Annotated in this window: 20 protein-coding genes; 11 read left to right on the top strand and 9 right to left on the bottom strand. The window is 44.0% G+C overall.

All coding sequences use genetic code 11. From position 1 onward, the window contains the following. Positions 1-125 precede the first annotated feature (125 nt). Together G6R11_RS00550 and G6R11_RS00545 are read left to right on the top strand one after the other, a co-directional pair. The gene (locus tag G6R11_RS00550; protein WP_205472515.1) at positions 126-1,169 is read left to right on the top strand and encodes a glycosyltransferase family 9 protein; all 1,044 of its coding nucleotides are present in this window, start codon (positions 126-128) and stop codon (positions 1,167-1,169) included. Between the two features lie 4 nt (positions 1,170-1,173). Further along, a complete protein-coding gene (locus tag G6R11_RS00545) occupies positions 1,174-2,247 on the top strand; it encodes a glycosyltransferase family 9 protein (protein ID WP_163130298.1) in 1,074 nt (357 codons plus the stop codon). 2 nt (positions 2,248-2,249) lie between these two features. Here the strand turns inward: G6R11_RS00545 and G6R11_RS00540 are convergent, their stop codons facing one another. Beyond that, complete coding sequence (locus G6R11_RS00540; protein WP_163130295.1) at positions 2,250-3,029, bottom strand: glycosyltransferase family 2 protein; 780 nt, start codon at positions 3,027-3,029, stop codon at positions 2,250-2,252. Further along, positions 3,026-4,075, bottom strand: a complete 1,050-nt coding sequence (locus tag G6R11_RS00535) for a glycosyltransferase family 9 protein (RefSeq protein WP_163130292.1) — start codon at positions 4,073-4,075, stop codon at positions 3,026-3,028. Before G6R11_RS00535 ends, G6R11_RS00540 begins: the two co-directional genes overlap by 4 nt. A gap of 89 nt (positions 4,076-4,164) precedes the next feature. On the opposite strand from G6R11_RS00535, the gene G6R11_RS00530 reads away from it, so the two are divergent. Next, positions 4,165-4,884 carry a 3-deoxy-D-manno-octulosonic acid kinase gene (locus G6R11_RS00530; protein ID WP_163130291.1) on the top strand — a complete coding sequence of 240 codons (720 nt, stop codon included), beginning with the start codon at positions 4,165-4,167 and terminating at the stop codon, positions 4,882-4,884. Here G6R11_RS00530 and waaA read toward each other — a convergent pair. Genes waaA through rfaD form a run of 6 tightly spaced genes read right to left on the bottom strand, consistent with a single transcriptional unit; the run spans position 4,881 to position 10,903 of the window. Beyond that, entirely contained in the window at positions 4,881-6,131 is a 1,251-nt protein-coding gene (waaA, locus tag G6R11_RS00525; RefSeq protein ID WP_205472507.1) for a lipid IV(A) 3-deoxy-D-manno-octulosonic acid transferase, read from the bottom strand. The two genes, G6R11_RS00530 and waaA, sit on opposite strands and share 4 nt — an antisense overlap. A 6-nt stretch (positions 6,132-6,137) precedes the next feature. Beyond that, positions 6,138-7,472: a 3-deoxy-D-manno-octulosonic acid transferase gene (locus G6R11_RS00520; protein WP_163130285.1), complete on the bottom strand. Its 1,335-nt coding sequence runs from the start codon at positions 7,470-7,472 to the stop codon at positions 6,138-6,140. Positions 7,473-7,492: 20 nt separating this feature from the next. Continuing rightward, positions 7,493-7,894 (bottom strand): GtrA family protein, encoded by a 402-nt coding sequence (locus tag G6R11_RS00515; protein WP_163130281.1) that lies wholly within the window; start codon positions 7,892-7,894, stop codon positions 7,493-7,495. Between the two features lie 2 nt (positions 7,895-7,896). Then, positions 7,897-8,829 carry a glycosyltransferase family 2 protein gene (locus G6R11_RS00510; protein ID WP_163130279.1) on the bottom strand — a complete coding sequence of 311 codons (933 nt, stop codon included), beginning with the start codon at positions 8,827-8,829 and terminating at the stop codon, positions 7,897-7,899. A gap of 35 nt (positions 8,830-8,864) precedes the next feature. Beyond that, positions 8,865-9,896 carry a lipopolysaccharide heptosyltransferase II gene (waaF, locus tag G6R11_RS00505; RefSeq protein WP_163130277.1) on the bottom strand — a complete coding sequence of 344 codons (1,032 nt, stop codon included), beginning with the start codon at positions 9,894-9,896 and terminating at the stop codon, positions 8,865-8,867. A gap of 50 nt (positions 9,897-9,946) precedes the next feature. Beyond that, positions 9,947-10,903: an ADP-glyceromanno-heptose 6-epimerase gene (rfaD, locus tag G6R11_RS00500; RefSeq protein ID WP_163130276.1), complete on the bottom strand. Its 957-nt coding sequence runs from the start codon at positions 10,901-10,903 to the stop codon at positions 9,947-9,949. 156 nt (positions 10,904-11,059) lie between these two features. Between rfaD and G6R11_RS00495 the strand changes: the two genes are divergently transcribed. From G6R11_RS00495 to G6R11_RS00460, 8 genes are all read left to right on the top strand, one after another. Next, a complete protein-coding gene (locus G6R11_RS00495; RefSeq protein ID WP_163130274.1) occupies positions 11,060-11,704 on the top strand; it encodes a TetR/AcrR family transcriptional regulator in 645 nt (214 codons plus the stop codon). An 82-nt stretch (positions 11,705-11,786) separates the two neighbouring features. Continuing rightward, positions 11,787-12,980, top strand: coding sequence for a glycine C-acetyltransferase (locus tag G6R11_RS00490; protein WP_163130272.1), 1,194 nt, complete (start codon positions 11,787-11,789; stop codon positions 12,978-12,980). Positions 12,981-12,982: 2 nt separating this feature from the next. Beyond that, a complete protein-coding gene (gene tdh / locus G6R11_RS00485; protein WP_205472582.1) occupies positions 12,983-14,011 on the top strand; it encodes an L-threonine 3-dehydrogenase in 1,029 nt (342 codons plus the stop codon). A gap of 24 nt (positions 14,012-14,035) precedes the next feature. Then, positions 14,036-14,764, top strand: a complete 729-nt coding sequence (locus G6R11_RS00480) for a DUF4422 domain-containing protein (RefSeq protein ID WP_163130268.1) — start codon at positions 14,036-14,038, stop codon at positions 14,762-14,764. Further along, positions 14,764-15,861 carry a UDP-galactopyranose mutase gene (gene glf / locus G6R11_RS00475; protein WP_163130266.1) on the top strand — a complete coding sequence of 366 codons (1,098 nt, stop codon included), beginning with the start codon at positions 14,764-14,766 and terminating at the stop codon, positions 15,859-15,861. Before G6R11_RS00480 ends, glf begins: the two co-directional genes overlap by 1 nt. 203 nt (positions 15,862-16,064) lie before the next feature. Beyond that, positions 16,065-17,315 carry a capsule assembly Wzi family protein gene (locus G6R11_RS00470; RefSeq protein ID WP_163130263.1) on the top strand — a complete coding sequence of 417 codons (1,251 nt, stop codon included), beginning with the start codon at positions 16,065-16,067 and terminating at the stop codon, positions 17,313-17,315. Further along, complete coding sequence (locus G6R11_RS00465; protein ID WP_163130260.1) at positions 17,296-17,844, top strand: outer membrane beta-barrel protein; 549 nt, start codon at positions 17,296-17,298, stop codon at positions 17,842-17,844. Before G6R11_RS00470 ends, G6R11_RS00465 begins: the two co-directional genes overlap by 20 nt. Before the next feature lie 10 nt (positions 17,845-17,854). After that, positions 17,855-18,895, top strand: a complete 1,041-nt coding sequence (locus tag G6R11_RS00460; RefSeq protein ID WP_163130257.1) for a glycosyltransferase — start codon at positions 17,855-17,857, stop codon at positions 18,893-18,895. Between the two features lie 6 nt (positions 18,896-18,901). On the opposite strand, the gene G6R11_RS00455 is transcribed toward G6R11_RS00460, so the two are convergent. Then, the gene (locus G6R11_RS00455; RefSeq protein ID WP_163130254.1) at positions 18,902-19,675 is read right to left on the bottom strand and encodes a hypothetical protein; all 774 of its coding nucleotides are present in this window, start codon (positions 19,673-19,675) and stop codon (positions 18,902-18,904) included. Between the last annotated feature and the right edge of the window lie 52 nt (positions 19,676-19,727).

Here is a 19,727-nt window from a genome sequence, read left to right as displayed (position 1 = left end):
TAAAACCTAGAGTACAAGATGTACTTAGGCCACTTGAGCTAACTGGCTCACAGGCTTGGGGAAAATTCTTGAGCCCGAGTGCAAGATTGGTCACAATGCGCAGGCTTAATTATAGAGATAAACACATGCAAAAACTGTTGGTTGTGCGAAACGACAAAATTGGCGATTTTATGCTGGCGTGGCCTAGCTTTGCTTTGCTAAAAGCCTCGTTACCAAATTGTCAGATAAGTGCTTTGGTGCCTAGCTATACCGCTCCTCTTGCAGAGCTTTGCCCTTGGATTGATAAGGTGATTATTGATTGCGGAGCTAATGGTGATGCTGGCGAACAAACAGCACTGCTTAATGAAGTGAAGCAACAGCACTTTGATGGCTATTTATGTTTGTTCTCGACCATGCGTAACGCTTGGTTAGGCGCGCGTGCTGGTATTAAATTACGTTGTGCTCCAGCCACTAAGCTCGCTCAGTTTTTGTATAACCATCGAGTAAAACAGCGTCGCTCTCAGTCTCGTAAACCTGAATTTGAATACAATTTGGAGCTGACTCGCGCTTTTTTAGCCAAGCTGCAAGTAGAACCGCTTGAGCCTAGCCCACCTTATTTACAGTTTAGTGCTGAACAAGTTACCAGGCGTAAGCAAGCAGAGTTTGCCGAGTTGGAAGATAAATCTTTAGCAATGGTACACATTGGTAGTGGTGGTTCGGCAAATAATCTAAGCATTGAGCAGTACTTTAGCTTGATCGATTGCTTGGCTAAGCTTAAACCTGAGCTGCATTTTGTGGTTACTGCAGGGCCAGGCGAGTTAATTGCCGCGCAGGACTTAGTTAATCAGTTGGATACCGCCGAAGTGGCTAATCAGCTCTATTATTCTGAAGAGGGGCTAAAAACTTTTTGTGAAGTATTAGCCTGTGCGGATGTGTTTATAGCCGGCTCAACTGGGCCGCTGCATATTGCTGGTGCTTTAGATGTGCCAACCGTAGGGTTTTTCCCCAGCCGTCGCAGCGCAACACCACTGCGTTGGCAGCCGCTTAATAGCCAAGGCCGACATATTTCTTTCTCGCCGCCGGCAGGCGAGCTAACTCAAGAAGATATGAGTTTGATTAATGTGAGTGACTCAGCGGTTAAAATTAACTTGTGGTGGCAAAAGCTGCAGGCAAAAGAAATAGCAGAATAAGACGATGAGCTTAATAAAAAAAATACGAACAGCACTGCGCCAGTTTGACGCTAAACGGCGCAATCATTCTGTGGCTTTAGAAGTCGCTTTTCTAAAAATGCTCGGAGGTCGTAAGGGGCGTCAGCAGGAAATGCTTGAACCTCAGCAGGTAAAACGAGTGTTGATTGTGCGCAATAACAAGCGCATCGGTAATATGTTTTTTTTATTGCCTTACGTAAATAAAGTTATCGAAATGTACCCAAACGCCGAGGTTGAACTGTTGTTAACCGATCCTTGGCAAGGGCAGGTGTTTGAAAATCTAGGTCTAAGCAAAATTCATTATTCGCAATTCGGCCTAAAAACTATAACTAACTTTATTTCCACTATGCGTCAATTGCGTAAGCAAGTTTACGATGTGGTGTTGATTCCTTACAGTGGTTCAAGTGACCGAATTGTTAGCGCGTTAGTAACTGCTAAAAATGTATTTGCCTTTCAAGACAAAGCTAATCAAGCAGTGTGCAGCCATACCTTTAAGCAAACCAAGCGATATAAACACTATGCTTTGGGTTGTATGGAGCTATTAGAAGAGCTACATCAAAAAGCCCCTAGCCAATATTTCACTCGATTAGTCTTAAGCGAGCAAGAGCAGCAGGAGGCACGCAAGCAATTGCAGGCTTTATTAGGCGAGAATCAAGCAAAACCAAGCTTGGCCTATTTTCGTGGTGCTCGCGGGGCTAAGGTAATAGCCGATAAAGATTGGCAGACCTTGATAGCTAAGTTTAGCCAACACTATGCTGGTGAAGTGAATATCATCGAGATATTGAGCCCCGATGTTACAGCGCCATTGGCGGAGGCAGAGTTCACCTATTCCAACGGTGACTTAAGAAAACTAGCGGCATTTTTACAACAAGTGCCATTGTTTTTCTGTGGCGATACCGGCCCCTTGCACTTAGCAAGCACTGCTGGCGCTTATTGCGTAGGTTTGTTTACTGTGACCAATGTGGCGCAATATGGCTGCTTAGGTGAACATGCAGTCAACGTGACGGATTTAGCCGCTATAGATGCTGCTAAATTACTGGAAGAACTTAAACTCCAGTAAGCCTACTTCTTGTAGTGGCTGTCGTTTTCCCGCGCCCATAGATCGGCGTATTTAACAAAGGTTGAATGCGCCGACAGCAAGGCAATCAAAAAGCCTGCTTTACCATCTAAAAAGCCGCGTTTGAGCAAGTACATTTTTGAAAAACAGCCAATCGCATGCAATATTCCTTGGCCCAAGCTTGCACGTTTACCTCTGGCTTCGCGTTGGTCTGCCCAAGCTTTGGCATAACCCGCCGACTTTACTAAGTAGTGCTCAATGTTTTTATAGGAGTAATGCAAGATATCGCCGTCTAGTTCGGCAATTTGGCAACCCTCTGGCACCAGCACCGACTCATGGACAAGGTTGTCGTTGTAAGTAGTGAGCTCGCGCGGGTAAAGGCGAATATGTCGATAATACCAACCTGAATGCTTAAGAAAACGGCCAAATACCCAAGTGAGTTCATTTAGATTGAACACAGTATTACTTGGTGGGTTTTCTAGCATGGCTTGGATGTTATTGCGCAGGGTTTCATCAATGCGCTCATCAGCATCTACAGCCAGAATCCAATCACCACTGGCATAGCTTTGCGCTAGTTGTTTTTGTTTACCAAAGCCCGGCCAGTCAGGGTTGCTGTAAACATCTTGAGTATATTGTTTGGCAAGCTCTACGGTGCCGTCGGTGCTGCCAGAGTCCACAACTACAATTTGGTCGACCCAAGTTAAGCTTTCAAGGCAATCTTTTAGGCTGTCTTGTTCATTTTTAGTAATGATAATTGCGCTAATGCTAGCTTGGCGTGCACTCATAATTGTTGCTCTTTTTTTATAAATTCAAACATCTCAATCACCGCATCAAGGGTGATGTATTGCATAGCATTGGGATCTTTAACCCTACTGCGCCAACTAAGTTGAGCAGCAGGTTTGCCTTGTTCTTTTTCAATCAATTGCTGCCACACGCTCACTACGTAATCTCGATAATTATAAGGACCAGTGCGTTGTGGATTGTGGTGAGCATACAGCCCTAAAACCGGCGTATTTGCTGCTACCGCCATATGAGCTGGGCCAGTATCTGGCGATATTAGCAGATCTGCTTGGGCAATGAGTGCCCAAAGCTGGCTTAAGCTGGTTTTTCCACAAAGGTTGTTTAACTTGCCTTGGCAGGCTTGATTAACTTGCTCGCTTAGAGCGACCTCATTGTTAGCCGGACTACCTATTAAACTCACTTGGTAGCCCTGCTCAAGCGCGTATTGGGCGATGCCTGCATAACCTTGCAAGGTCCAATTCTTATAGGCTTTGCTAGCGGCCGGACAGATCACGATATGCTTACCAGAACGGCCTAGCAATTGTTTCGCGGTTTGTTGGTCTGCTGGAGAAAGTGGCACTTGCCAACTTGGGGCTTGAATAGCTACTCCCAGCGGCAATAGAAACTGTAAAAAGCCATCTAATACATGAGCAGAATTAGCCGGAGCAATCTTTTCGTTAGTAAATAGCCACTGACCATCTTTAGCGCGGCTTTTGTCAAAACCAATTCTACGTTTTGCGGGAATACAGCAGCTTAGCAAGCTGGCACGCAACGCGGCTTGCATGTGTAGCAAAACATCAAATTGCTGGCCTTTAAGCTCTCGTTTAACAGCGAGCATGCCTTTTAAGCCATCTTTTTTATCGTATACAAGCAGTTTTATATTGCTGAAGGCAGCTAATAACTGTGCTTCTGCTTTGCCACATACCCAGGTAATGTCGACATGTTGGTAGCTGTTTTGAAGTTGCTGAACCACAGCCAGAGCATTACAGACATCGCCGATAGCTGATAGGCGTAAAATACAGACTTTTAAGGTGGTTTGCTGCTTGGTCATTTTGGCAAAAGTGGCGGATTTTCTTAAGTATTATGCTTTTTGCAGCTTGCGTTGTAAAATTGCTGAGATTTGTTTCACAAGCGATAACTATGCAGATTGAAAAACAGAAAACCGCTGACGGCTGGCTATTCTATAATCCGGCAGTATGGCAGCAGGTAAGTGATGCTTATTTTGAGCCCCGACATTGGCAACAAAATAGAGCGGTGGTAGGCCAAGCTATGGGCCGAGGTAAAACCCTGTTTTTTCGTTTTGAGCACCGAGAGTTTGTATTACGCCACTATCATCGTGGTGGTTTAGTCGCTAAATTGAGTAATGACCGCTATTTGTATTCCAGCCTTCAGCGCACTCGAGTGTGGAAAGAGTTCTCACTGTTGATGAAGTTACAAGCGCTTGAGCTTCCAGCCCCAGTACCCATTGCCGGTAGAGTTAAACGCAAAGGTTTGAGCTTCCAAGCGGATTTGATTTTGGAGCGTATAAGTGGCGCTAAAGATCTGGCTAAGTTGCTTAGCGAGCGCCGACTCCCTTTAAATTTATGGCAAAAAATTGCTGAGACCATTGCGCAGTTTCATCGGGCTGGGGTTTATCATGCCGACCTCAACTTACGTAACATCATGGTTGATGACCAGCAACGTGTTTGGTTAATTGATTTTGATAATGGCCGAATTTGTCGACCGAGAAAAAAATGGCAGCAAGCTAACATTGCTCGTTTTTACCGTTCTTTAGAAAAAGAGCAGGCAAAGCCTGGTTACTGCCATTGGCTCGAGTCTGACTGGCAGTATTTTTTGGCTTGTTATCAACAAGCGCTTTAGTTTAAAAGCGCTGCTAGGCTGCGCGCTAAAGCGCCTTGGTTTTGCTTAACAATAGACAAGCCTGCGTCCCCGGCTTTGTTGCGCTCTTCAGCGCTGCTTAACCACGCTTTAAGCCAATTGGCCAGTTGCTCTGTATCAGCGCTAAGCTTAAGCGCGCCGCAGGCTTGCAGCTGTTGGCTTATATCTGAAAAGTTAAAGTCATGTTCGCCAGCCATGCAGGGCAAACCTAATGCAGCAGCTTCTAAATAATTATGTCCACCCACGGGCACCAAGGAACCACCGATGAAAGCGGCATCAGAGCAAGCATACATCAACAGCATCTCGCCCATAGTGTCGGCTAAATAAACTGCATCTTTTGCAGCGGGACTTTGTTGTTGGCTGCGACGCGCGCAATCAAAGCCATTGGCAGCAATTAATTCGGCCACTTGGTCGAAGCGTTCAGGGTGTCGCGGCACTAATATTAATAAACTGTCGGGAAGCTGCTTGCGAACTTGCTGCATCACCTCAAGTACTAGCTCGTCTTCACCTTTGTGGGTACTGGCGGCAATCCATATTAGGCGCTCACTAAACAAGCTGGGGCGAAGTTGCTCTGCTTGTTGCTGTATGGCATGGGTATCGGGCAGGTCGTATTTTATCGAGCCGGTTACCACCAAGTTGGCGGCTGCAACTCCCAATTGATTAAAGCGCTGTGCGTCATCCTGATGTTGCGCCAATACCTGCCCTAATTGACCATACAAGCGCTGACTAAAGCCTTTGAAGCGCAAATAGCGCTGACAAGAGCGTTGTGACATACGGGCATTGATAAGCGATACCGGAATGTTTTGGTTTTGACAAAGCTGTAGCCAATTTGGCCACAATTCTGTTTCCATAATCCACAGCTGCTTGGGTTTATGTAAATGCAGAAACCAGCGAGTACACGGCCATAGATCAAAAGGTGCATAGCGATGAATGACTAAATCCGCCAGTTTGGATTGGGCTTGCTCAGCACCTGTAGCGGTAGTGGTAGTCAGTAATATATTGAGTTGCGGTTGCTGCTGCTTCAATTGAGTAATTAAAGGAATGGCCGCTAATACTTCACCGACGGACACAGCATGCAACCATACATCAACCGCTGATACTTTTTTACTCAATCCAAAATGCTCTGGCCAACGCTTGCCTACCGACGGCTTGCCAGCTCGCGGCCAGTAAAGTTTGTATATCGCCAAGGGCAAAACTACCACTAGCAAAATGTTGTATAGAATGCGCATTATCATCTAGTTATGTTGGTTCTCTTCCACCAGATCTTTTAAAGACAAACCTTGCTCTTCTAAATAAGCTTCAACCTGTTCTTGATAGCCAATTAGATAAGTGTACTTGTTGCTGTCATGACTGGCGACGAGGTTAACAACTAAGAAATAGGCGGCAACAATAGCTGTAATTTTAGCGAGCCTTTCGGGTCTTTTTTGTTGCCAATACTCAGCGTAGTACAGCACTGGAAATAGGGCGAAAGCAAAGGCGATAATCAAATGCCAATAAGAAAAAATAATTGGAGAGAGCATTGCAGAAACAATAATGCCTAAGAACGCAGAAAATGCGTAATGCATTAACCAATCTGAAGCAGTTAAATTGAGTGCCTGTCTGCTTCGCCAATGAGGTTTGATTACCTTCCAGGCTTTTTTATTTACCACCCAGGCACAAATGACGGTAATGCCACCCACCGTAAAGAGTACTGCTTGCCAAATGTAATCAACGACAGTTCTTAACCATTCTATATCGGTGAGCCAAAGAAAATTGGCATCGACAATAATGCGATTAGTGAAAAGAAAAGAGCTATAGCGCAGCCAGTAAAGGGCAGCTTTGAGCACGGGGTAAACATTTACTGCACCCCAGCCGATATAACGGTCGCTGTCTTGGCCTTGAATTGCAGGGTTGTGGAAAACTTCCATTAAATAGGGAACTAGACTGGCTAATACAGCTAAGCCGCCGGCAACTATACCCCACCAGTTTATTTTAATGATGCCGCGATAATAAAGGTAAGCTGACATTGCCGCCAATATTGGCCATGAGTAGTGAATTTGCATGGCTAAGCCAATAGCTACGACATGAAGAAAGCCGTAAATGAATGAGCTGCTCTGGCGCATTTTGAAGGCAGACCAGCAATGCAGCCCAGCAAAGAAACAAAGATACGCGGGGTTATAGATAAGACTGTCGAATAGAAACCAAGGGCTTAATAGGTAAAGTACAGCAAAGCTGATTCTCACTACAGGGCTAAAGCATTGTTTAATTACATGGTCGAACAGGAAGAACGACATTAAACGAATGATGGGTAGCAACAGCATCGGTGACCAAGGAGAGTCCCATATTAGTAGGGGTAAGCCCACCAACAAGGCTGATAAAGAGCCAGGTACATTACCCACTACACTAGCTGCATTACCGTAGCTTAACCAAGTTCCGTGGTAAGCCCCCAAATACCCTTTTAATAACATCTGAGTTTGGTCACCGGTGAGGATTTGGTTGCTTGCATATAGCAGTAACAAGCCAACAGAGCTAACAAAGATAGACCAGTAAATCAGAGTAAAATGTTTTTCTATTTGTTGGTTTAAATACACGATTGAGCTCTGTTGGTTAGTTAAGATTTCTGGGCTTCTGCTTGGGAGTATGTCCAGCAGCGGTGGATAATAAAGGTAACAAGAGGCAGTAAAACAATAACCACCGCAACTTTAATAATATCCGAAAAATCGTTGAGTAAGGATGAAAGCCAGATTGATAAGCATAAGGCAGAGGCTTGCACCACAAAAAAACGTAAGGCATTGTTTAGTGAAGGCTGATGCTGAAATACCCAACAAGTTTGCAATAGGTAAGAAAAAATAAAGGCTAAGCTAAAGCCGATAAAGTTAGCTACAGCAAAAGCTTGTGGCCAGTATTCTAAGACAGCTAGGGCTAAAAAAAAGTGAATTGCGGTAGCAATACCGCCAGTAAGGCCGTAGCGTGCAATGCGAAGACTGAATAACCTTGTTATTAAGTTAGACATGCTTAGTTGTCTTCTTCCACAATGTAAATGGGGCGTCGTTTCGACTCCATAAACAAACGGCCAATATACTCACCTAGCACACCTAAGCCAATTAACTGTACCCCGCCTAAAAATAGCATAATAGTAATTAGCGATGCATAACCAGGAGCGTCGATACCAAACAATAGGGTTTTGATAACAATGGCACTGCCATATACAAATGCTAGTGTCGAAATGGCTAAACCGATATAAAGCCAAATACGCAGCGGAGCAGTACTAAAGCTAGTGATGCCTTCTAGGGCGAAGTTCCACAGCTTCCAGCCATTAAAGCTGGTTTCGCCGGCAATTCTAGGGTCTCGTTTATATTCAACAATTTTTGTTTTAAAGCCAACCCAAGAGAAGATGCCTTTCATAAAACGTTGGTTTTCAGGCATTTGTTGAATGGCAGAGACAACTCTACGAGTCATTAGTCGGTAGTCACCAACGTTAACCGGAATTTTTACGTGAGATATTCGATTGTGAAATTTATAGAACAATTCGGCGCTGAGCTTCTTGGCAAAACTATCACTGGTTCTATCAACCCGTTTTGCTACAACAACATCGTAGCCATTGTTCCATTCCCGGATAAAGTCATGAATCAGCTCGGGTGGATCTTGTAGGTCAACATCAATAGGCACAATCACTTGGCCTTTAGATAAATCTATCCCTGCGGTAAGCGCTGCTTCCTTACCAAAATTGCGCGCAAGGTTAATGACTCTTATCCCAGCATGTCGTTTTTGCAAATCTTTGAGTGTGGATAAGGTGTTATCGCGACTACCGTCGTTAATAAAAATAATCTCGAAACTAAGCTCGGTTTTTTCGAGCTCTGGCAGCATGGTATCGATGAATAAACCCACGGATTCTTGCTCGTTAAAGCAGGGGCAAACTATTGATATAACCGGAGGCTTTGCGCTCATAGGGCTCTCGATAACAGTAAATAAAGTAAGTGTAACTAAGTCAGTAGTTTAGTAATAGCTAAAATTGCTTGCTCAGGCGCTAGCTCGGTTAAGCATTTTAAGTGGCCGAACTGGCAGGTCTTTTTAAAGCACGGGCGGCAATCTATATCAGTATGCAATATAGCTGTGTTTTCAGTCAGAGGTGGCGTGTACTTTGGTGACGACGAGCCATAAACGGCGATTAAGGGCAGCTCTAAAGCCGCGGCGATGTGCATTAAACCTGAGTCATTACTTACTGCCAAAGTGGCTAGTGCCATTAAGTCGATGGCTTCTGCCAGTTTGGTCTTGCCGGCAAGGTTGTGGCAGTGTTGCTGTAGCTCCTGAGGTACATGCTCGATGATTTGCGTACCCACTGCTCGGTCTTTATCAGAACCAAAAATCCATACCTGACCCTTACGCTGTTCAATCCAATGACTGGCAACTTTAGCGTAGTGCTGTTCTGGCCAACGCTTTGCGGGGCCAAATTCCGCCCCCGGGCATAAGGCCAATATTGGCTGCTCTGTGTTTAATTCAAGCTGAGCCAAAGCCTGTTGTTGATTGGCTTGGTTGGCTTTTAGCTGAGGGTGCAAATAAGCGGGTAGAACAGCCGCCGATTGCATCGACGCTTTAGGATGAGCCAGCGATACATAACGCTCCACCATCAGCGGAAAATCTTGCTTGTTGCTGCGCAGATCGTTAAGCAGGCCGTAGCGGCTTTCGCCTTTCCAGCCAGTTCGCTGTTTTATGCCTGCAAACCAAGGAATTAACGCAGATTTTAGAGAGTTAGGTTGGGTAATGGCCCAATCATAGTTATTTTGCTTTAGTTCTCGGGCTATTTTCCAACGTGTTGTTAGCTGCAAATCACCGTGGCCTAAGGGCATGCGCAATGCATTATCTACTTCAGGCATCCGCTCTAGCATGGGGCGACACCAATCTGGCGCTAATACATCCAATTGCGCTTTTGGGTGCAATTGTTTAAGTGTTTTGTACAAGCTTTGCGACATTACCATGTCGCCTACCCAAGATGGGCCTACCACCAAAATTTTCATTAACAACCTATGTTAAAAAGGGGCTTATCGCCCCTTGAGTATTTTTGATATTACTTGTTTAGCCAGGCCATGTATTCAGCTACCCCTTGGGCAACGTCTTTAAATGGTTCTGCATAACCAGCTGCGCGTAGCTTGTCGATATTCGCTTGAGTAAAGCTTTGGTAGCGGCCTTTTAGGTGATCTGGGAACGGAATGTATTCAATTTCACCCTTTTGGTGATAGTTGATTACCGCTTCTGCTACCGCACGGAATGGTTCTGCTTGGCCAGTGCCTAGGTTGAAAATTCCGCTTTGATCTGGGTTTTTCCAGAACCATAGGTTTACTTTCACCACGTCACCAACGTAAACAAAATCGCGGCTTTGTCCGCCGTTGCCATAGCCGTCATAACCTTCAAATAATTTGGGGTTTTGCCCATCATTTACTTGGTTATTTAAGTGGAAAGCCACGCTGGCCATGCTGCCTTTGTGTTGCTCACGAGGACCGTACACATTGAAGTAACGAAACCCAACCACTTGAGAATCGATTTCTGGCAACAAGCAGCGTACATAGTTATCAAACTGCAGCTTTGAGTAACCGTATACATTAAGCGGCCCTTCGTATTGCTTCTCTTCTTTAAAAATCTCGGTATCGCCATAAGTGGCGGCAGAAGAAGCATATAAGAATGGAATGCGACGGTCTAAACAGTAATGCAGTAACTCTTTTGAGTACTCATAGTTGTTTTCCATCATGTACTTGCCGTCCCACTCTGTTGTGGCAGAACAAGCACCTTCATGGAATATGGCTTCAATTTTTTGGCCGTACTCGGCGCCAATATCTTCGCCAGAAACGATACGCGCTATGAAGTCGTCTTTATCAAGGTAGTCAGCGATTTCTAGGTCAACCAAATTGACGAATTTAGTGCCGTCTTTGAGATCATCCACCACAATGATGTCATTATGGCCTTGTTCGTTGAGACTTTTTACAATGTTTGCGCCAATAAAGCCTGCGCCACCTGTTACGATAATCATAATACTGCCATTCCGTAAATTGCCGTTAATCTAAGGATTTTATGCTGTGGCGAGGGGAATAGCAATTGTGCCTCCAGTTGAATCTAGCTAATAAAAACTGGATTTTGGCAGCGTTTGCAGGTATCAACGTAATATCATTGAGAACTTTTTAGCCAAATGAAAACTAAAGATAAAATAATTCATACTTCTCTAAAACTCTTCAACGAGCGCGGTGAACGACAAATAACCACCAATCATATTGCCGCCGAGCTGGGCATTAGCCCTGGGAACCTGTACTACCATTTCAGTAACAAACAAGAAATTATTCGCAGCATTTTCGATTTATACGTGGCTCAGTTAGAAAACAGCTTTCGGCCACACGCTGATCAACGTTTGAGCTTAGAGCACTTAACTCAGTACTTAGATGCCAGTTTTGAGCTAATGTGGCGTTTTCGTTTTATGTACGCCAACTTACTAGAACTATTAGCGCGAGACTCAGAATTGGAAGAGAAATACCAAGGCTTACAGTTAGAGTTAGCTAATTGGAGCCGAGATATTCTGTTTCAGCTTCGTGAGAGCCGCTTCCTAAGCGGCGACGACGCAATAATGGCTGAATTAGCCGACAGTGTTAAGTTTATTATTGGTGCGTGGATTGGCTACCAAAGTGCACAGCTAAAAGGTGGGGAAATCACCAAGCCGCGCTTGTATCAAGGGGTACTTAAAATCTTGTTTACCTTGCGGCCTTACTTTACTGAAGAGTCGCAAAGCATCTACCAAGATTTGCATCAACATTACGTAAAATGTGCTGAACGCAGTGAATAGTTTTTAATTTAGATTTAAGGCTGTATTTGCCAAATAAAACACTATAATTCAGCTAATATTCTGGATTTTAATAGGGTTTGCCATGACAGCCGCTTTCTCAGCACACATTTCTCAGCTCTTACAACAAGTAAAAGATGACGGTTTATATAAGCATGAGCGAGTGATTAACTCGCAGCAGCAAGCCGCTATCGATGTTGAACAAGGCCAAGTTGTTAACTTTTGTGCTAACAACTACTTGGGCTTAGCCAATTCCCCTGCTCTTATTGAGGCGGCCAAATCGGGCTTAGATAGCCATGGCTTTGGTGCTGCTTCGGTGCGTTTTATTTGTGGTACCCAAGATATTCATAAACGCTTAGAGCAAGGCTTGAGTGAGTTTTTGGGCATGGAAGATACCATTTTGTATTCTTCTTGCTTTGATGCCAACGCAGGGCTTTTTGAAACCTTACTAGGCCCAGAAGATGCGATTATTTCTGATGCCTTAAACCATGCCTCGATTATTGACGGAGTACGTTTGTGTAAGGCTAAGCGCTTCCGCTATGCTAACAACGACTTAGCGGAGCTTGAGCAATGCTTAGAAGCTGCCGATGAAGCGGGGGCGCGTTTTAAGCTGATAGCCACCGATGGGGTGTTCTCCATGGACGGCGTGATTGCCAACTTGCCAGGTATTTGTGATTTAGCCGATAAGTACGATGCGATGGTGATGGTTGATGATTCTCACGCGGTGGGTTTTGTGGGTGAGCATGGGCGCGGCACACATGAGTATCATCACGTCATGCAGCGGGTAGATATTATTACCGGCACCCTAGGCAAGGCCATGGGCGGCGCATCAGGCGGCTTTACCTCGGCCAAGAAAGAAGTGATCGATTGGTTGCGCCAACGTTCTCGCCCTTACCTTTTCTCAAACTCTCTTGCGCCTGCCATTGTTAGTGCTTCTCTTAAAGTGTTGGAGCTACTCGCTGAGGGCGATGCCCTGCGTAAGCAGCTTTGGGATAACGTTGAGTACTTCAGAACTGAGATGAGCCAAGCAGGCTTTACTTTGGCAGGTGCCGACCACGCCATAATTCCAGTGATGTTAGGCGACGCTAAACTGGCAAGCACCTTTGCTGACAAACTACTTGAGCGTGGTATTTACGTGATTGGTTTTTCTTTTCCTGTGGTGCCTAAAGGTCAGGCGCGGATCCGTACTCAAATTTCTGCCGCTCATTCACATGAGCAGTTAGAGCATGCAGTTACCGCCTTCATTGAAGTGGGTAAAGACTTAGGGGTGATCCAATGAGCATTAAAGCCTTAGCTAAGTTAAAAACAGAACCCGGGATTTGGATGACTCAGGTTGAGATGCCAGAGCTTGGGCATAACGATCTATTAATCAAGATAAATAAAACGGCTATTTGCGGTACCGATGTGCACATCTACAACTGGGATGAATGGTCACAAAAAACCATTCCAGTGCCTATGGTGATAGGCCATGAATACGCCGGGGAAGTGGTGGATATTGGACAAGAGGTTCGCGGATTCTCGGTAGGAGATCGCGTTTCTGGCGAAGGGCACATTACCTGTGGCCATTGCCGTAACTGCCGGGGTGGACGTACCCATTTGTGCCGGAATACCGTTGGGGTAGGTGTTAATCGTACCGGCTGTTTTTCTGAATACTTGGTTATTCCTGCGGTTAACGCTTTTAAATTGCCCGACGAGATTAGTGACGACCTAGCCGCTATTTTTGACCCTTTTGGTAATGCGGTACATAGTGCTTTGTCGTTTGATTTAGTGGGCGAAGATGTATTGATTACCGGCGCCGGCCCGATTGGTGTAATGGCCGCGGCCATTTGTAAACACGTGGGTGCGCGCCATGTGGTGGTAACCGATGTGAACGACTATCGCTTGGATCTAGCCCAAAAAATGGGCGCGACGCGAGTGGTGAATGTTGCCAAGGACTCACTTAAAGACACTATGGCCGAGCTTAAAATGACTGAAGGCTTTGATGTAGGTTTAGAAATGTCGGGCGTGCCTAGTGCGTTTAGCTCAATGTTAGAGCTGATGAACCATGGTGGCAAAGTGGCAATGCTGGGCATTCCGCCTAGTGATATGGGCATTGATTGGAGCCAAGTTATCTTTAAAGGCTTGGTGATAAAAGGTATTTACGGCCGAGAAATGTTTGAAACATGGTATAAAATGGCATCTTTGGTACAATCTGGCCTCGATTTAAGCCCAATCATTACCCATCATTATAGTGTTGACGATTTTCAGCAAGGTTTTGATGCTATGCGCTCAGGACAAAGCGGTAAGGTTATTTTGGATTGGCAACAGTAATCCTACCGTACGAAGAGAATAATTATGACAATGCACGTCGTTTCCCATAAAGAGTTTCCGCTCCCACAAACAGATGGATATGAAGCGATATATGTAGGGGAAGCGATGAGTAAGCAAAGTCAGCACGATGCGGGCTTTTCAGACAACATCGCTATTAAGAATCCGCATTTTTGCGAGCTTACTGCCTTATATGCTCTATGGAAGCAGCAAAGTACCGACATTGTTGGTATTTCTCACTACCGCCGATATTTTGTGGATAAAGAGTACCGTGGCATTTTTAAGTACCTTGTCAAAGATAAGGTTTATCAACAACAACAGTGGCTTGCCCAGTTAGCCAAAGGTGTTGATATTATTTTGCCACGCCCGATGAAACTGGGGTCTAGTGTTATAGCCCACTATCGTAAGCACCATGATTTGGCCGATTTGATGGTAGTGAGAGATATTATCGCTGATAAAGCACCCAAAGAACTTGTTTATTTTGACAGTGCCATGGCGTCTGGAGAGTACCATGGCTTGAATATGTTAATTGCTCCCAAACATGTATTTGATAGCTACTGCGCTTGGTTGTTTCCTATTTTATTTGCTTTGGAAGAACGCTTAGATTTGGAGTCTAGAACGCTCTATCAACAGCGGGTATTTGGTTTTATTTCTGAGCGATTGATTGATGTATGGTTGCTTAAAGAGAGTAAGCTAAAATATTTAGAAATCCCCACTATTACTCTAGATGAAAAGCCATTTGTGCGAGGCATTTAATGCAGTATGATTTATTAGTTGTTGGTTCTGGCTTGTTTGGTGCTGTAACTGCTTATCAAGCGAAGCAGCAAGGCTTAAAAGTGTTGGTGCTAGAGAAGCGAGAGCACCTTGGCGGTAATGTCTATTGTGAAGATAACGATGGAATAAAAGTACACAAATACGGCGCGCACATTTTTCATACGAGTAATAAAGATGTTTGGGAATTTGTGAATGGTTTTGTGGAGTTTAATCGCTTTACTAACTCACCATTAGCCTTGTCTAAAGGCAAGTTATACAACCTGCCGTTTAATATGAATACCTTCGCTCAGATCTGGGGAATTCAAACGCCTCAACAAGCGCTGGATATTATTGAGGAGCAACGAAAAACGATAAAAGGCGATCCTCAAAACCTAGAACAACAAGCCATTGCTTTGGTTGGGCAAGATATCTATCAGCTATTAATCAAAGAGTATACCGAGAAGCAGTGGGGCCGAGAATGCAAAGACTTGCCGGCGTTTATTATCAAGCGGCTGCCATTACGCTTTACGTTTGATAACAATTACTTCAATGATATCTACCAAGGCATACCAGTTGATGGCTACAACCCTTTAATTGAAGGCTTGCTAGATGGGATTGATATTCAATTAGACACTGATTTTCTGGCTGACAAAGAGTATTACCTTTCTTTGGCAAAAGAAGTCGTATACACCGGTCCGATTGATGCTTACTACGATTTTTGCTTTGGAAAACTTGATTATCGTTCTTTAAAGTTTGAAACCAAACGTTTAGAGCGAGATAATTTTCAAGGTAATGCGGTAGTGAACTACATTGACAAAAATGTACCCTTCACTCGGATGATCGAGCATAAGCACTTTGCTTTAGATACCGATACTTCCCATACGGTGATTTCTGAGGAGTATCCACTGGAGTGGCGAGAAGGTTTGGAACGTTACTACCCTGTTAATGACGATAAAAACATGCAATTGTATAAGCGTTATCGACAATTAAATAAACAATCTGAAAACGTCCATTTTGGTGGACGTTTAGCAGAGTATAAGTATTACGACATGGATAAGGTTATCGCTTCGGCATTGCACTTTAGTAAGCGATTTTTGTAGCCATTAAATTTAAAAGGAATTTCCCCTTGTTTGGTCAATGTAGTTGTTCAAGCAAATCCACGCTTAGGGCTGGGTTTTGGCTTGCTGTTTTACTGAGTTGCTTTAATGCTCATGCTCAAGTTTCGCTGTATTTACCATTACAGCAAAATCCTGTTATTGAGTCAGATATCGAAAAGCTGATTACGATCACTTCCGCCCCTGGCTTGAAGAGACCATACCCAGTTAATCAAATTCGTAGTTATGCTGAAACTATCTCTGAGGCTCATCCTAGTCTCTACGCCCGAATTGACACTTATTTAAAGCGTTATGAGCAAGACTGGGGAGTCACTGACGCTAATCTAGAGCTTTCGGTCGGTAATGGTGAACAAAGTTTGGCGAATGCCCGTGGACAAAAGGTGGAAGATAACCTTCAGGCGAGTGCTCGTGGACATTGGCGGGCAGCTGACTGGGCAGCGCTTTCTCTTGGTGCGCATTATACTCAAGCCAATCAATTAAACCCTACTGAAACCTTTATTGCTTTAGGCTTCGATTGGATGCAACTTGATGTAGGAATGAGAGAGCATTGGTACTCACCGTTTAATGATTCTTCCATGTTGATGAGCACTCATGCTCAGGTTTCTCCATCTATTACTTTGAGCAACTCAGAGCCGCTAACCCCATGGCGATTCCAATACGAGCTCTTCTATAGCAAATTAGAAGAGGTTGATTGCATCAATGTTAAAGGAGAGTGCCGCAAAGACCGCCCAGAGTTATTAAGTTTTCAGCTCTCTGTTATGCCAGTTGATTGGTGGCAAATTGGCATAACCCGTAATCTTCAGTATGGTGGAGATGGGGTCGATCGTTCTTGGTCAGATATATTAGAAGCGTTAGTTTGTCCTACCTGTGTGCAAAGCAATGCAAATGATGACGCTTGGGGCAACCAGCTAATGAGCATTCAAAGTCGCTTTAATATTGATCTGGGCCAGCCGATGAGCGTTTACTTTGAGTATGGTGGAGAAGATACCGCTAATGATAGAGACTATGAGTTAGGCAATATCACCATGGGCGCAGGAGTCTATTTACCCATGCTTACCGCCCAATCTTCGCTGCGGGTGGAATGGAATAGCTGGCAATCTCAATGGTATAACCACTGGATGTACCGAAATGGCTTTACCAATAATGGCAATGTAATGGGGCATTGGGGAGCCGAGAACCGTAAAAATATTAACGAGGCTGTAGGCGCTAATGCATTTTCGTTTCAATATGAGCGTATGTTGACTAACCAGGAACGCTTGTTTACTACGGTGCGTATAGTACGCAATGACAGTTATTATTCTGAGTACAGCCCGGGTTACGAGTTGGACATGACCTATAGTTTTAAATTGTTTGGTAACAACGTGGCTGCAGGTTTCCTAGCTGGTCGAGATACCTCTAAAGATTCTTATGGAAGAGTATATGCGCAATATCGTTTATAAATTTGTTGCTTGTTTGGCGTTTATTAGTTCACCGGGCTTACTCGCTGAGCCCTTATCTTTAAAAAATACGCAATTTATACCGTCGGTAAACTTGGGTCTGGGAGTACAAGAAGTCGGTGTTGGCAACGTAACTGAAAAAATAGTCGCTAGTGATATAGCTTTAGAAGTTCATGGTGTTTTTTCAGACAGGTTTCACTTAGGCTTGGGAGCGGGCTTTATCGGTGATTTGTCTAATTTTGAAGCGCAAAACTCTTACTGGTATTTAAAAGCAGTGGATGCTCGTTATCGTTTGTTCGACCAATTGTACTTTGGTGCTTATGCGGGTGGTCAAATGAGCAATCGCTACCATACCGCATTTGGATTGTTGTATGGTGGTTACTTGCGCTATGAGTTTTCTGAGCATTGGTCGCTAAGCGGAGAGTACCGTTCTACCTCAAATGATGCCGATGATAATCTGTCTAGACCTCCAGGCGAATCCAATTTACGAGACTACGATATGCTACAGTTGCGTGTCGGTTACTCTTTTTAGTTAGGGCTATATGGCGAATAAAAGCTTTGTATTTATTATTGATGATCTTTATGGCGGCGGTGCCGAGAAGGTATTGCTTACAGTTGCAAGTGGATTGGCTAGCCGTGGTAACAATGTACAAGTGTGGCTATTACGTAACAAGATAGAACACAAGGTACCAGATAATCTTGACCTAACTATTTTAGACATAATAAACCCGTTTACTAAAGCTTTTGATAATACCCTTATTCAGCAGTGGCAAGCGCTGCGTGTTCAAAGAGAGCTGGATAAACAACAAGTCGATGTATTGATTTGCTGTTCAAGTGACAAAATTGGAGTATACCTCAAGCATCCTAATCAATATTTTTGGTTACATGCGGATTACTCTGAAAGTAAAGCTAAGCACATCGCTAAGTTTAAGCGCCGCTACAATGGTAAGCATTTGCTATGCGTGTCAGATGGTGTTGCTAACAGTATTAGTGCTATAGGAGTAAATCCTGCAAGCAATAAGGTATTGTGGAATCCTATTGATTACGAGTTTATTCAGCAAGAGGCTGCACACGGGTCACCCATAAGCGGTGAATATTTTGTATGTGTTGCTGCTTTAGAAGGGCGAAAAGGCCATAAAGAATTATTAGACGCTTATGCCAAAAGCGGTGTTGATGAGCAGCTTGTACTTTTAGGTAAAGGTCAAATTGAAGCTGAGCTAAAACAATACGCTATTGATTTGGAAATCGCAGACAAAGTTGTGTTTGCGGGATTTAAAACCAATCCTTATGGCTACATCAAACATGCAAAAGCATTGCTATTAAGCTCAAAAAAAGAAGGTGCACCTTTAGTGTTGGTTGAGGCTCTGATGCTGGGCACTCCCTTATTGGCGATGGATTGCCCTTCTGGTCCTAAGGAAATACTTTCTTACGCTGGTTTAACTGATTATTTAGTGGCTTTGGGAGACGTTGAAGCTTTTGCCGAAGGTTTACAAAAACTTAGTGCCGAGCCCCCTAAAATTGATGAAACTTGCTATCAGCAGTTTTTACCCGAAAATGCGCTCAAAGAGTTTGAGCGCTTATAGCTTGAATTAAAGTTTTGGTAGGCGCTTTTTAATGCTGTTTTTGTATTTGGCTAACTTCGTTTCTTTGATGACTTCGGGGATGCTAAGGTCAATCGTGGTAAACTCTTTCACCGCCTGTTCAAGATTCCAATTAAGTAACAGTGATTTAGCCAAAAGATCTGCAATTACTTCATTCCACTGCTCTTTGTTACCCCAATAATGCTTAAACCATGTTTTTCCTTCAGTCATGGTATTTGCCTGTAAAGCTAAGCTTAGCGAAAACTGCTCGATAAGTTTTCTTTCCATATTATCTGCACACATAGCATCACAAGCGTTTAAAGCATTATTTAGGGTAGTTTCAGCATTATTTTTCTCGGAAATAGCTACAACTCCAGCGTTCCACATGGCAGAGCTCTCACTTAAGACAAATTCACCATATTGTTTATTAAGTCCGTGGGACTTCATTTTTTTGCCAGTCCCGCCTTGAGTTTTCGCGAAATCGAATTCTTTGAGGTGCATTAAGTTTGAGCCTTGGTCTAAACAAGACATCATTGCCTCAAGGTTGTTGAAGCAAACTGTGTCGGTATCTAAATAGATGGTATGACCGGAATGCTGTTTGCTTGCTTCAAGTATGGCTTCAATCTTAACCCGCCAAAAAAATTGATGCTGTCCTTTCCATTCAGCAATCCTATGCTCATCGATTGAAACGATGGTTACTCGCTCCCCCAACCATGAATAAAAGTCTGGTTTATCGGTTACGATTGTAAAGTGAACGCTTCTTTCTTTAGGCTGATTAGCCAAGATACTAATAATGCAAAAAACTAGCTGGCCGTGATATTTGTAGCGGTCGCCA

The sequence above is a fragment of the Agarivorans sp. Alg241-V36 genome, assembly GCF_900537085.1.
Taxonomy (GTDB): Bacteria; Pseudomonadota; Gammaproteobacteria; order Enterobacterales; family Celerinatantimonadaceae; genus Agarivorans.
The sequence above is the reverse complement of the archived record's forward strand: the minus strand, read 5'-3'. Positions and strand labels throughout refer to the sequence as shown.

Bases quoted from the DNA above. Each gene is read 5' to 3' on its own strand.
- G6R11_RS00480 (WP_163130268.1), top strand. From the start codon at position 14,036: ATGACAATGCACGTCGTTTCCCATAAAGAGTTTCCGCTCCCACAAACA.
- G6R11_RS00530 (WP_163130291.1), top strand. From the start codon at position 4,165: ATGCAGATTGAAAAACAGAAAACCGCTGACGGCTGGCTATTCTATAAT.
- waaA (WP_205472507.1), bottom strand. From the start codon at position 6,131: ATGCGCATTCTATACAACATTTTGCTAGTGGTAGTTTTGCCCTTGGCG.
- G6R11_RS00535 (WP_163130292.1), bottom strand. From the start codon at position 4,075: ATGACCAAGCAGCAAACCACCTTAAAAGTCTGTATTTTACGCCTATCA.
- G6R11_RS00550 (WP_205472515.1), top strand. From the start codon at position 126: ATGCAAAAACTGTTGGTTGTGCGAAACGACAAAATTGGCGATTTTATG.
- glf (WP_163130266.1), top strand. From the start codon at position 14,764: ATGCAGTATGATTTATTAGTTGTTGGTTCTGGCTTGTTTGGTGCTGTA.
- G6R11_RS00495 (WP_163130274.1), top strand. From the start codon at position 11,060: ATGAAAACTAAAGATAAAATAATTCATACTTCTCTAAAACTCTTCAAC.
- G6R11_RS00460 (WP_163130257.1), top strand. From the start codon at position 17,855: ATGGCGAATAAAAGCTTTGTATTTATTATTGATGATCTTTATGGCGGC.
- rfaD (WP_163130276.1), bottom strand. From the start codon at position 10,903: ATGATTATCGTAACAGGTGGCGCAGGCTTTATTGGCGCAAACATTGTA.
- G6R11_RS00465 (WP_163130260.1), top strand. From the start codon at position 17,296: ATGCGCAATATCGTTTATAAATTTGTTGCTTGTTTGGCGTTTATTAGT.
- G6R11_RS00515 (WP_163130281.1), bottom strand. From the start codon at position 7,894: ATGTCTAACTTAATAACAAGGTTATTCAGTCTTCGCATTGCACGCTAC.
- G6R11_RS00490 (WP_163130272.1), top strand. From the start codon at position 11,787: ATGACAGCCGCTTTCTCAGCACACATTTCTCAGCTCTTACAACAAGTA.
- G6R11_RS00540 (WP_163130295.1), bottom strand. From the start codon at position 3,029: ATGAGTGCACGCCAAGCTAGCATTAGCGCAATTATCATTACTAAAAAT.
- G6R11_RS00545 (WP_163130298.1), top strand. From the start codon at position 1,174: ATGAGCTTAATAAAAAAAATACGAACAGCACTGCGCCAGTTTGACGCT.
- waaF (WP_163130277.1), bottom strand. From the start codon at position 9,896: ATGAAAATTTTGGTGGTAGGCCCATCTTGGGTAGGCGACATGGTAATG.
- G6R11_RS00510 (WP_163130279.1), bottom strand. From the start codon at position 8,829: ATGAGCGCAAAGCCTCCGGTTATATCAATAGTTTGCCCCTGCTTTAAC.